The sequence below is a fragment of the Ruegeria sp. CH6 genome, assembly GCF_056537005.1.
In genome coordinates this window covers 1-11,758 of record NZ_JBQFQS010000030.1, presented here as the reverse complement: position 1 = coordinate 11,758, position 11,758 = coordinate 1, and the positions used below count along the sequence as shown (strand labels likewise).

Below are 11,758 nucleotides of genomic sequence, written 5' to 3'. Positions count from 1 at the left end.
CAAGATGGACAATCAACGATGCGCCCTGCTGTTCGAAATAGGCAATATCTTCAGGTGCGATATCCAGAACCGCTCCCGGGGCACCATTCAGAGCCAGCAACATTTCATCGCCATGGGTCCAGGAAATCGTCGAATTAAGAATGTCGGAAGATTGGTTTAGTGTCATCTACGATTATTCTCGTTTATGTGCAGTCAAGATTTTGAGCTTTCTAATTCAAAATCTTGACTTCCTTCCCAAAGCCTTAGCTCAGCAATCAGCCTTCAGGCCTGATAATGACCTGAATTAAAGCTGAAATCGCGCAAAACAAGAGGAAGGGGAACCAGATACCCCACATGTCACCTTGGAGGGTGCGCTTGCGCGTTGCATAGAGTGAAACACCTCGGTCCTTCAGCAGATCCCCGCCATGATGGCGTGTTCTCGGTATAAATTTTGCAGATTGCCACGTGGGCGTAGGTATCGATAAAGGTCGGTTTTGTCGCAAATTCTTTCGAAGGTAACGTAGATTGAGCAAGAGAATCGACTATTCTGCCAATAGAGCGAACGGCTAAAACGGTTGGAGTCCGGGCGTGAATTGGCCTTTGTGAATCATATTGACCAGTTCCATGCCTGCTAGGGCAGTTGCGGCTAAAGCGAAAGATTTGAATCCCAGCATAGTTCAAATCCTGCGTTTGATGGATCGATGATCCGATTCAATGATGTAATTTAGGTATTTGCCCGCCCTTAGATGAGATCGTCACGATTTGCTCCTATCATGCCCCAGCACGCGTAAACAGAACTGCGTTCAATCTGACAAGTATGGCAGAGTTTGCGAAAGAACCGGAACTCTTGCTTTGTGCTTGTATATTTGCTTTGGGTCACTTTTCGTCCGGGCTTGAGGATTTCTTGGGAAAGCGCGTTACGTGAGCGTCAAACTGATCACGGAGATGGTTTACCTCCTGCAATCCTCTTACGATTCTTCGCATTTCGCCCTGACCATCAAATAGCAGCAGTGTAACATGCGGTACACCATACCTGTCGGCGATCGCGCGACCTTCGAGGGTGCGTATGTTGGCAACCCGGACCTGAAGTTCAGTCGCTTCGAAATCCTTCGCTGCGCGCAGCGTTCTTTTTTGTAGTTCTTGGCAAGTCGGGCAATGAGGATCGTGGACCTGTACAATGGTGGGGATGCCATTGCCAATAGCAGTGAGATCAAGTAACTCGACATGTCGTGAATAGCTACGATAAAGACCCAAGCCGCCCAGACCCAGTACCCCAGCTGCTATGGTTCCGTTGCGAAGTTTCTTAAAAACGTCGCGGCGCATGATCCGACCGTTTGATACCGTATCTCCGGTGAGGGTTCTGGATGCGTCACGTTTTGAGCTAGTCACGGCGCCAGAGGATCTATTTTTCTTTTTCATTTTATTCTCTTAGTCGTGTTGTTTCACGCGATTTGCTCGAAGACGGATTCGAGTTGAGAGATGCTGTGATGTCCGCTGTACCGTCCGCCATTGACCAATAGGGTCGGGGTCGAGTTAACGCCATAAATTTGCGAACCTTCTTCTCGTTCAGCAATGATTCTCTGACCGAGCTCTTCGTCTGCCAGGATCGCTTCAAACTCGTCTCTGGCAACACCTGTACGTCCCGCAATCGCTCTTAACGCGCTGACGTAATCGTGAGCGCGAGCCCATTCGTGCTGTTCTGAATAAAGAATGTCGATGAGTCCATAAAACCTCTCAACACTATTGTTTCCGCTGTGGAGAAGCATGGCCGCCGCCATCGCCGGCTGGTTTAATGGGAAGTGCCGATGGACGTAGCGGACGCGACCGTTAGGAATATGATCACGCTTCAGAACAGACGCCGTTTCAACATGAAAAGCGGCACAGTGCGGGCATGAGAGCGAACCATATTTGATTAGTGTTATCGGAGCGTCCTTAGCGCCGAGGACGAAGTCAGTTTCCCGCAACGGCACATCCCCAAAATGTGCAGTCCCTGGACCGCCGTGGTTGTGGCCTGCAGTATGGTGAGAGCCGGCGTTGTAATGCTCCCCCTGGCTTGCGAGAATTGGGACAAGAGCTACTGCTGCACCCGCACCACCAAGCACCAGCAACGCACCCCGGCGCGATTGATTTATTGCCATATCAAGACCTTTTTCAGATTTCCAGAAACTGTGTGTTCAACGATTTTCGGAATGCCTCTGCAAAGCGAGATTTTTCCGCATCCGGGAGTGTTGAGAGAACTGCAATCACCAGGCCGTCCTGCGACCATACAATAGAGCCGATGCCGTCTTGCTTGTGTTTTGCAGCCAGTAGGTTGACTTCAGGTAAACTTCCCTTCGCCTGTTTGATGGGACTGTAGACTAGATAAACAGTTATCTGACCCGCTTGACTTTCATAAGTCAGCGCACCCAGTCGCTGTCCCAGCAAGAGACATAAACGCCCACCGACCAGCTGATATTCGAGCACTTTTTCCGATAGTGCAGGAAGCGGCTTGTCTATTCTTGCGGAGAGCCAGGCGATTGTTTCTGACGGATCATCACTGGCAACATCAAGTTCGCGTTGGCTCGCCCTGAACGTTTTGTAGTCCCGCGTTGTCTCAAAAGCGACAACATCCAACGAGAGTGAAGGCGCATGCAAACTGCCAGAGGTTAAATTGAAGATCACCGCAACCATCAATATGGCGGCGACTGAAGCTGCTCCGATCAATGCACTGGAGAATCTACCTCTCATGCCCGCACTCGCGAGGTCAGTCTTCGAAGGGCGTTCTTCAGCCGCCAGCTGTATCGCTATTCGAGCGAACAGTTGGGCAGGTGCTCTTTTGCCACCGAGGGCTTTTCTCAAAGCATCCGTCTCCGCCCTCAGTAACGCAACTTGTTCTTGGCAATGAGGGCAGGTTGCAATATGGCACGCCACAGTTCGCGCGGCGTCAGCATCTAAACCACCATCTACCCAAGACATAAGGGATTCTGACTCTATCGAACGACAGCTCATGGTTTAGTTTTCTTTCGCTGCGGAAACTGAATGACGCGAGGATCTGCGCTGTGCGGAGCATGATCCGACAGTCGCTCGCGCAACTGCACACGAGCTCGGCTCAATCTCGACCGCACAGTGCCTTCAGGACAATCCAAACTCATGCTCGCCTCGCGGTAACTCATTCCTTCAATCAGCACGAGCTGAACAATGAGTCTAAGATCGTGAGGCAAGTCATTCACTGCCGAGGCGATATCGCGACCCAGTTGAGCATTGGCAAAACTCTGTGCTGGACCGTGAATAGTGGTGGGAACGGCATCGAGGGCATTTTCCTCGGTCAGGAAACGTAGTCGCCTTCCATGATCAATGTTAACATTGATCATGATCCGAAAGATCCATGCACGAAAACTCTCAGGTACAGCACCGCCATTGTAGGCCCTGTAGGCCCGCAGGCTTGTTTCCTGAACCAGATCTTCAGCCGTAAAGCGGTCGTGTGTCAAGCGAAGTGCTGTACGATAGAGCGCATCAATGTTGATTTGCAGAAGCTCCTCAAAGCTCGTGCTTGGGCTCTTTTTGAACACGGGTTTCGATCCTTGCTTACTTTTGACGCTAACTGCTAAATCTTTCAGTAATCGTTGTATAAGACGAGCCTCGTTGGATTTGGTTCCCATAAAAACCAAGTAAACTGTTCACGAGAGCGTGATAAAGAAATACGAAATCTAATTAGTGTCGTATTGGCCAACTGGCGCGTCAGCGTCAGGTGGCCCTGTTCACAGAGCAGCTGTCGTCTTTGAGTGACGCAAAAACAACATGAAAAGGTGCATGCCGAACAATTGCGGTGCTGGCCCCAATGGTTTTGAAGGAACGTCTGACATAGCCATTTTCTTGAGCCCAGATAGCTCGCGTCTGATCAGGCGTTGCCCTTGCATTCTGTGCATCAGGTTGTGTTGCAAACTTTTGACCATTGACCTTTGTGGCCTCAGCACTTGTGTGGCGATCGGGATGATCCAGTTTAAGGTTGGTCCATGATTTCTTTCAAAGGCGCAAAGTATCCGAAAGACGTAATCTTGAAGAAATCGTGTCTGAGCGTGGTGTTTCGGTAGACCACACCACACTGAACCGATGGGTAACACGGTATTCCGGCCCGTCGCCGAAATGGCGCATGTGATTGTTCTTGGAGAATGGATGAAACTTATATTAACTGAAGCGCACGTGGGCTTATCTCTACCGAACCTTCGACAAAAGCGGCGGAAACACTGCTGGCATCGAAGTCGCTAACATGATCCGCAAGTGCCAGCTCAAGCCCAAGGCGTAGACTCATAAGAACCATATGACGATTACAGCGATGTGAGCGGCTGCAGGGAATGTTTTGAGACATCGGAAGCTGCGTAGGGAAAGTTGCCGCCAGTCCTTAAGGCGGTTGAAAATACGCTCAATGATGTTGCGGGTTTTGTAGAGATCGGTGTCATACCCGAACTGGACTTTACGGTTCTTTCTGGGAGGGATGCAGGACGTAGCCTCAGTCTCCGCCAGCCAGTCTCGCAGGTGGTTGGCATCATATCCCCGGTCTGCGATGACGGTGGTCTCTTTTGCGACATATGGCTCAAGGCATTGGCGTGCTTGTGTAATATCCGCGCGATTGCCTGCGGTGATGTGCAGATGCACGAGCTTGCCGTCGCCATCACAGACCAGATGGAGCTTGGAATTCAGCCCGCCCTTTGTTCGGCCGATGGCGCGCCCTGCGCTTCCGTTTTTTTGACCCCATTGGCCGCGATGCGGTGCGTTTTGATGTGGCTCGCATCAATCATTAACGTTGAAAGGTCAGCGCCTTCGCGTGCAAGGGCTGCAAAAATCTGCTCAAACACACCCGCCTCAGACCAACGCTTGTAGCGGGTATAGAGTGTCTTGGCAGGGCCGTGCTCCGCCGGAACATCAGACCATCGATACCCGCGTTGAAGGCAGAAGATGATCCCCGAGAGCATGCGCCGGTCATCCACACGCGGCACGCCACGAGGCTTGTTCGGAAGCAAGGGCTTGATCTTGCTGAACTGTTCTTCCGTGAGCCAGAAAGCCAATGACATGAAACCTCCCTTGTTTCACACCTTGAATCATCTTCCCATTAATAGGTCTACGCCCTAGACTCTGCCCTTTCAAACAGTTCGCTGAGTTGGCTGCTTAACTTGAAGATCCGCCGTAATCTCTTCGGCTAGTAAGAAACTTTACAATACAACCCGTGAAGCGTGATTTGGCGATCCGGGCGTTAGGGTTAGGATGCATTGATTTCCACCGCGCCGCGTGATTCACGGCTCCGAAAACGGAGCGATGAGATGAGCGACCTTTATTGGCTAACCGACGAGCAGATGGCCAAGCTTACCCCATCTTTCCCGAAGTCGCACGGCAAGCCTCGGGTTGATGATAAGCGGGTGTTGAGTGGGATTATCTTCATCAACCGCAATGGTTTGCGCTGGCGGGACGCACCTTCTGAATACGGGCCGCACAAGACGCTTTATAGTCGGTGGAAGCGTTGGAGTGAGAAGGGTATCTTCGCTCGGATGATGGCCGGTTTAGCCGCTGAGCAAGATGAGAAAAAGAAGGTAATGATCGACGCGACCTATCTCAAGGCACACCGCACCGCGACCAGTACGGCCGCGAAAAAGGGGGGCGTGGCCGCCTGATCGGTAGAACCAAAGGGGGCATGAACACCAAGCTGCACGCCATCTGAGATAGCCAAGGGCGTCCGCTCAACCTGTTTGTTACCGCCGGGCAGGTCAGCGATTACATCGGTGCTCGGGCTCTGCTCAGCAGTATTCCAAATGTGGACTGGCGGCTCGGGGATCGCGGCTATGATGCCGACTGGTTCCGAGACGCGTTAAAAGACAAAGGGATACGCGCTTGCATCCCCGGCCGTAAGAAACGCAAGACCCTAGTCAAATACGACAAACGCCGCTACAGGATCGAGATCATGTTCGGCAGACTCAAGGACTGGAGGCACGTCGCAACCCGGTATGACCGCTGCCCCAAAGTCTTCCTTTCTGCCATCGCCCTCGCAGCAACCGTCATCTATTGGTTATGAATCCTGACCCTAGAAACGGCCTGACCCGGTTTAGGTTTACCGAATGAACTTCGCTCGCTTGCGCATCCACATGTTTTGATCAGCCCTCAAAAGTTGACCCAGCAGAACCCATTAATTCCTAGACAGAGCCTCAACCACTTCTCACCAACATGCAGCAGTTATCAAAACATCCACAACTAGGTAGGCATTGCCAGTCAAGTGGCCGAAGCCCAGATGAAATCAAGTGGATGAGGATCATCAATCCCGCTACATATGTTAGTCATCGAAAGGTGATGCGATGCACATATTACTCCTGGAAGACGATGCGGAAATTGGTGGCTGGGTTCAAAATGGCCTGACCCGGTCGGGCCATGTGATCGATTTGTTTGCAAATGGGCGCGAAGCTCTGATCGCAGCAACTACAACGGACTACGATGTTCTCATTTTGGATCGGATGACTCCGGGGCTTGACGGATTGGGTGTATTGAAAACGCTGCGTGCCGCCAATGTGCAAACACCAACCCTGTTCTTGACCGCGCTTGGAGAAGTCGACGACCGAGTTGAAGGGCTGGAGGCCGGAGCTGATGATTACCTTTCGAAACCTTTTGCGTTTTCTGAACTTGAAGCGCGTGTCACCGCTTTGGGCCGTAGAAACACAAGGGCGGAAACCACGGAAACGACAACGCTTGTAGCAAAGGATATCCACCTTGATCTGCTGAAACAGCAGTGCATCAGAGCCGGGATAAAGCTTGATCTGAACACAAAGGAGTTCCGCCTTCTAGAGGCATTCATGCGCTCAAAGGGCCGTATCCTTACGCGAAATATGCTGCTTGAAAAAGTATGGGGCCTTAATTTTGACCCGACAACAAGTGTCGTGGAAACGCATGTCAGCAGATTGCGGGCGAAGATCGAAAAACCCTTCGGTGACACTGTGATTCGTACTGTTCGGGGAGCGGGGTATATCTTTGAACCCTAAGGGAACCCTGCGGTATTATCTAAGAATGTCAGCGCTACGCCAAGCAGTGGTTCTGGCCGTTAGTTTACTGGTCTTGCAAGTTGTCGGTGCTATTCTGGCAGCCAATGTGGTCCAGACGTATTTTGATAACAGGGTTGAAGAAGACCTTCGCGCACGCTTTGAACAAATTGCCTCCGATATCGAGCAGCGTGGATTCTATCGAACTGACTATCAGAACAACTCAGACGAGGTGTTTTACTTCGAGGCTGAGAAATCACCAGCTCACACCGAGCCCGAAGGAATCTTCTCCTTAAGAGGTCTTATCGAAGACGATCGATGGGACCGGTGGGACTGGTGGAACCGAGCCGCGTATGATCCTTTGGCACTGGAAGATGATCATTGGTATTTCTTTGTCGGAGAAACCGCTGGCAGTGTTCTGGCCATTGGAAACAACCTCGAACAAAGTTCGGCAATTCTAGTTTCGGTACCGTTGATTTTCTTTTTTATCGGTGTCGCTATTTCGTTGTCTGCTTTGACGGTCGGATTAGCATTTAGCTTCTACAACCAAAGACGCCTGAACCGGATATTTAATGTGCTACAGGACGTCGCGCAGGGGCACCTGACCAGCCGTGTCAACGTCCTAAAAACCCGGGATGATCTGGATGATCTGGCCCAGAATATCGACCTGACACTCGAGCGCTTGGAGGGTTTGTTCAATCAATCCCGCAACATTTCAGCTAATCTGGCACATGATCTGAAAACACCCATCGCCAGATTGCGGCTGCGGCTTGAAAATGCACTGCTCGAAGAAAATCCTGACGGCGTCAAAACCAATGTCGAAGCGGGGTTGAAACAGGCTGATCATATAATCTCTGTATTCGAAGCGATCCTGAGCATCGCCCGTCTCGAGGCGGGCAATGCGCGAAAGAGATTTAGCCGCGTCAACCTTGCTGATCTTGCCAAAGAGGTGGCACAGACATTCCAGCCAGTAGCGGAAGATGCAGGTTATGAATTCGAGGCTAAAATATCGGGGGATACAGTTGTCCAAGGAGATGAGGTCCTGCTGATGCAGATGCTGATCAATCTGATCGAAAACGTCATGCGCCACACACCTGTTGGGACTCAAATATCGCTCATCGCAAATGCAACTGAACTGGGCGTCACCGACAATGGGCCGGGTATTCCTGCCGGTGCATTTTCTGAAGTTACAAAACCATCAATCAGGTTGGATGCAAGCCGATCGGGTAATGGCGCCGGTCTGGGGCTTGCCTTGGTCAAGGCAATTGCAGAGGCACACGGCGCCGAACTGTTGCTTAGTGAGAACCCTGACAAGCTGCAGACCGGCTTGTTCATCCGCGCAAGATTTCCTCTTTCAAGCGATGCTGCCAAATAGACACATTGGCGAAAAAACTGCTTCCTTGCATATTTGTAACGCTACCATGATTTGAGTGCCAGAAAAGACGCCAGTCTGTGCCGCTGTCTCAAGCGGGAGCAGATACTTTGTCGGAAACCACCTGTTATCAAGAACAGTCGAAGATCAGCAAATCGACTGACGAAAAACTACGCCTCTCGCAAACTGACTATTTGACCCTTGCCTTCATTCTCATCGGGCTGGGGTTAGTTCGTTTGTTGGGAGTATTCACCCTACGCTTCACAGACACAACCGAAGCACGCTATGCGGAAATCGCACGTAAAATGATCGAAACTCAGGATTGGATCACGCCTCAGTTCGACTACGGGATCCCATTCTGGGGTAAACCACCGTTGCACACGTGGTTGTCAGCTGCGGGAATGGAGTTGTTTGGCATAAACGGGTTTGGTGCGCGCGTCTTGATATTCGCCTGCGCCATCGCCCTACTGTTTCTGCCATTCCGCTGGGTACGCCAAGAAATGGGCAGTAGCTTAAAGATATCAATGAATGGCAAGGGCAATTGTTATGACAACTCTGCCGTCGAAACCTTCTTCAAAACGATCAAGACCGAACTGATTTGGCGGAGATCGTGGCAGATGAGCAAAAAAGCCGAATCGGCCATCTTTCAACACATCAACGGCTTCTATAATCTGCGACGGCGGCACTCAGCGTTGAGCTGGGAAAGCCCCGTCACTTGCGAACGGAAAGTGGCTTAAACGAGCACTTGGAGCGGAACGAAAACGCGACAGGTCCATAGAGATGTTCATGCTGGTGGTGAGTTCGATCGCCTTTTTGTTCACGTGTTGGGGATTCAGCGGCTTGTTTCGCAAGCACACCACTCGCAAGGATCCATTCCACCTGCGGGGGGCAACAAGGCAGGGGGCCAGAATCCAACGTGCGCGTTGGGCAACAGCTAAAGAAGCTGCACAACACCTCAATGTTACTGAAGGGGTTGTTCTCGGGGAAATGACGGCACCCAGAACATCCGATGTAAACTACTTCGATCCTGATGATCAGGCGACCTGGGGCAATCATGGTAAGGGGCAACTCCTGACAATCTCCCCCAAAACAGGCAATGGCCAGATTTTGGTTATTCAGGAATCCAGCGGATTTAAAACAACAGGTTTGGTGATCCCCAATATTCTCAACTACGGCGGCCCGATCGTAGTCCTTGATCCAAAAGGGAACCTATTCCATAGGACGGCCGAGGCCCGGCGCAAACTCGGGTTCAATCCGGTTCGGATTTGCGCGACGGACGGCCTTGATCCTTTCAAGCTACTTGCACCACTCATTAAGGGTCGGCCATCGGTCTACTACTCCCTGGCAAAAACCCTCATTCCCGAGGAGGCAGGGGCCACTGAGAACTCGACCCACTTCCGCGAAAAGTCGGTCAACTTGTTGGCCGCACTCCTTTGCTATTTCATCGAAAACGACCATGATAGCGTTCTACTGAAGGTTTCGAGATTTCTGGGTCAGTCGCAAAAACAGGCGATCGAAGCATCCAAGGAAATGATGTTCAATGCTCCGATGGAGTTTGTTCGAGAGGAATTGACTGCCCTACAAGCCGAGTCCGAAAAATCTTACCCCGGATTGGTTGCCGGTATTCGCAACAAAATCGCTTTTGCCAAGTTTCCGGATGTTAACGGTTTTCTGCAGCAACCTGAAGGCAGTGCTAAACACGAAACCATCCTGGATCCTAAAACGGACATTTTTATTGATGTTCCGACGCGCGTGCTGAAGGACTTTACCCCATTGCTGCGACTTCTCACCGGAGCCTTGCTGATCGCCGCGCAGCTCACCGAACAACCCGGCCGGCCTCGTGCCCGACGTTTGTTCCTGCTCGATGAAGCCAAAGGTCTCGGAAGTTTGGAGCAACTCAAAACTGTTCGAGACGAGGGGCGCGATATCGGCCTTCATCTTATGCTGTTCTACCAGTCCTGGGGGCAGGTTCAGGAAATATGGAAACAAGGGGCACAAGCGTGGGAGGATTCCACTGAAACGCGCATCTTGGGTGCTATCCAAAGCAGTCAACGCTCAAATGAAGTCGCCAATATGCTTGGGAAGGACACCATTGCCGTCAAAACAAAGGTCAACTCATCATCAGATGCGAAGTATCAAATGTTCTCAGGCCAGCTGAGCTCCGGAGAAAATGAGCAAGTCAAAGAAATCTCTCTGATGAACCAATCCGATCTGGCCAAATTACCCAAAATCGCTGCTCTGATCATGACGCGGGACTTGCCGCCGATCCTGGGCAGCAAAGCGGTGTACTTCACCCGGCCGGAGATGAGGGATCAGGTAAAAACAGAGGATGATGTTTCAGATCTGGTTCAAGCGGATAGAAAGAAAGTCCAAGAGCTTGGATTAGTCACCTCCCGTTCAAATGCTCCAGGGCAAGCGGATGGCAGTACCAAGCAACCGTCCGCATCGGAAACGGCTGAAGCCTCGGACGAAGACCTTGTTGATGAGCAAGACGGTAGCCAGGGAAAGGAAGGCAATGCAGCGGATTCCGAACCTCTGATGTGTGATACGCCGCGGTGCATTGCATTGAGGCAAACGTCTGAGAACGCCGCGACAGTAAGGCTGGCAACCGAAGAACACCCAGCGCAATGCCAAGGCTGCGGCGGGCAATTCATCGACGGCAAGTGGCAGCATTCATGCAAAGAATGCGGGGTCGTTGTACAGCCGGGGCAACTACACGGGTCTTTTGTACCGACCCGGTGCGAGACCTGTGACGAAGAAGTTCGCCAGAGCGACATCGACTCAGGAAATGTTTGCGGGATGTGTACAAAGCCGAGGCATGATTGCATTTGTTGAGATGCAAGAACTCAATGTGAAGTGGAGCTGGCGGCAGAGTGCTAGAACCGTCTAACTTGGAAAGGTAGGATTGGTGTATATTGTTTTGACACACAGACCATTTTGGGAGCCGGAATGCCGCTTCCGAGTAACAGCGTGCCATGACCGGGAGGACGCTGAAAAGCACTTCATCGAATTCACAGCTCAATCGTTTGATGACACGGGAGTAGCCCTGTCTGAACCCTTAACCGACTACTCAGAAGCTCGTAGGTTATTGGATCATTATCGTGAAATCGGTGAGGTGGATGAAGAACACTTGATGTACGAGATTGGTTCAACTCCGGTCAAAGGCGTCATGTAGGAGTTACCGTACATAGGGCAACCAAGTTATGATTGCTTTGACTTCACGGCAGGGCAGGCTGCCGAAGTAATGATGGGTGCATTGGACGATTTTACAGAAAAATCAAAACACACCGGATAGCCGATCGATTTTTCGCCCATGTTGTTAATCTGTAGTGGTTCCGATGTGATCTGACAGCTGGCCGTTTTTCTGGCGGGTTCTGTCAGGTCAAGTTTGGTTCAGGAACTTTTCCTTCCAGAT

At 51.3% G+C, this 11,758-nt stretch carries 9 protein-coding genes and 5 pseudogenes; 8 read left to right on the top strand and 6 right to left on the bottom strand.

Features of this window, described 5'->3' with window-relative positions; translation table 11 throughout:
• Positions 1–855: 855 nt before the first annotated feature.
• The 5 genes and pseudogenes from ACR0CW_RS22715 to ACR0CW_RS22695 all read right to left on the bottom strand — a co-directional run bounded on the left by ACR0CW_RS22715 (position 856) and on the right by ACR0CW_RS22695 (position 3,527).
• Positions 856–1,398, bottom strand: a complete 543-nt coding sequence (locus tag ACR0CW_RS22715; protein ID WP_480789534.1) for a thioredoxin family protein — start codon at positions 1,396–1,398, stop codon at positions 856–858.
• A gap of 23 nt (positions 1,399–1,421) precedes the next feature.
• Positions 1,422–2,117 carry a thioredoxin domain-containing protein gene (locus ACR0CW_RS22710; protein ID WP_480789533.1) on the bottom strand — a complete coding sequence of 232 codons (696 nt, stop codon included), beginning with the start codon at positions 2,115–2,117 and terminating at the stop codon, positions 1,422–1,424.
• Positions 2,118–2,130: 13 nt separating this feature from the next.
• On the bottom strand, positions 2,131–2,817 hold the full coding sequence (locus ACR0CW_RS22705; RefSeq protein ID WP_480789535.1) for a hypothetical protein: 687 nt from the start codon (positions 2,815–2,817) through the stop codon (positions 2,131–2,133).
• A gap of 48 nt (positions 2,818–2,865) precedes the next feature.
• Positions 2,866–2,934: pseudogene (locus ACR0CW_RS22700) on the bottom strand (hypothetical protein); the annotation flags it as partial.
• Between the two features lie 29 nt (positions 2,935–2,963).
• Complete coding sequence (locus ACR0CW_RS22695) at positions 2,964–3,527, bottom strand: RNA polymerase sigma factor (RefSeq protein WP_480789532.1); 564 nt, start codon at positions 3,525–3,527, stop codon at positions 2,964–2,966.
• Positions 3,528–3,964: 437 nt separating this feature from the next.
• Between ACR0CW_RS22695 and ACR0CW_RS22690 the strand changes: the two are divergent.
• Positions 3,965–4,195, top strand: a pseudogene (locus tag ACR0CW_RS22690) (IS6 family transposase); the annotation flags it as partial.
• Between the two features lie 68 nt (positions 4,196–4,263).
• On the opposite strand, the gene ACR0CW_RS22685 reads toward ACR0CW_RS22690, so the two are convergent.
• A protein-coding gene (locus tag ACR0CW_RS22685; RefSeq protein WP_480789531.1) for an IS5 family transposase occupies positions 4,264–5,027 on the bottom strand; the annotation gives its coding sequence in 2 pieces (ribosomal slippage) (positions 4,264–4,709 and positions 4,709–5,027; 765 coding nt in all).
• A 246-nt stretch (positions 5,028–5,273) separates the two neighbouring features.
• Between ACR0CW_RS22685 and ACR0CW_RS22680 the strand changes: the two are divergent.
• The 7 genes and pseudogenes from ACR0CW_RS22680 to ACR0CW_RS22650 all read left to right on the top strand — a co-directional run bounded on the left by ACR0CW_RS22680 (position 5,274) and on the right by ACR0CW_RS22650 (position 11,518).
• A pseudogene (locus ACR0CW_RS22680) lies at positions 5,274–6,019 on the top strand (IS5 family transposase).
• 277 nt (positions 6,020–6,296) lie between these two features.
• Positions 6,297–6,974, top strand: coding sequence for a winged helix-turn-helix domain-containing protein (locus ACR0CW_RS22675; protein ID WP_480789530.1), 678 nt, complete (start codon positions 6,297–6,299; stop codon positions 6,972–6,974).
• Positions 6,975–6,999: 25 nt separating this feature from the next.
• Positions 7,000–8,346, top strand: coding sequence for a sensor histidine kinase (locus tag ACR0CW_RS22670; RefSeq protein ID WP_480789529.1), 1,347 nt, complete (start codon positions 7,000–7,002; stop codon positions 8,344–8,346).
• Positions 8,347–8,423: 77 nt separating this feature from the next.
• Positions 8,424–8,813 (top strand): annotated as a pseudogene (locus ACR0CW_RS22665) (ArnT family glycosyltransferase); the annotation flags it as partial.
• Positions 8,814–8,858: 45 nt separating this feature from the next.
• Positions 8,859–9,080 (top strand): annotated as a pseudogene (locus ACR0CW_RS22660) (integrase core domain-containing protein); the annotation flags it as partial.
• A gap of 43 nt (positions 9,081–9,123) precedes the next feature.
• Entirely contained in the window at positions 9,124–11,178 is a 2,055-nt protein-coding gene (locus tag ACR0CW_RS22655; RefSeq protein ID WP_480789528.1) for a type IV secretory system conjugative DNA transfer family protein, read from the top strand.
• Positions 11,179–11,263: 85 nt separating this feature from the next.
• Entirely contained in the window at positions 11,264–11,518 is a 255-nt protein-coding gene (locus ACR0CW_RS22650) for a hypothetical protein (protein ID WP_480789527.1), read from the top strand.
• Positions 11,519–11,758 lie beyond the last annotated feature (240 nt).

Excerpts from the sequence above, each read along its gene's own strand:
- ACR0CW_RS22715 (WP_480789534.1), bottom strand. The coding sequence starts at position 1,398 with ATGAAAAAGAAAAATAGATCCTCTGGCGCCGTGACTAGCTCAAAACGT.
- ACR0CW_RS22710 (WP_480789533.1), bottom strand. The coding sequence starts at position 2,117 with ATGGCAATAAATCAATCGCGCCGGGGTGCGTTGCTGGTGCTTGGTGGT.
- ACR0CW_RS22655 (WP_480789528.1), top strand. The coding sequence starts at position 9,124 with ATGTTCATGCTGGTGGTGAGTTCGATCGCCTTTTTGTTCACGTGTTGG.
- ACR0CW_RS22675 (WP_480789530.1), top strand. The coding sequence starts at position 6,297 with ATGCACATATTACTCCTGGAAGACGATGCGGAAATTGGTGGCTGGGTT.
- ACR0CW_RS22670 (WP_480789529.1), top strand. The coding sequence starts at position 7,000 with ATGTCAGCGCTACGCCAAGCAGTGGTTCTGGCCGTTAGTTTACTGGTC.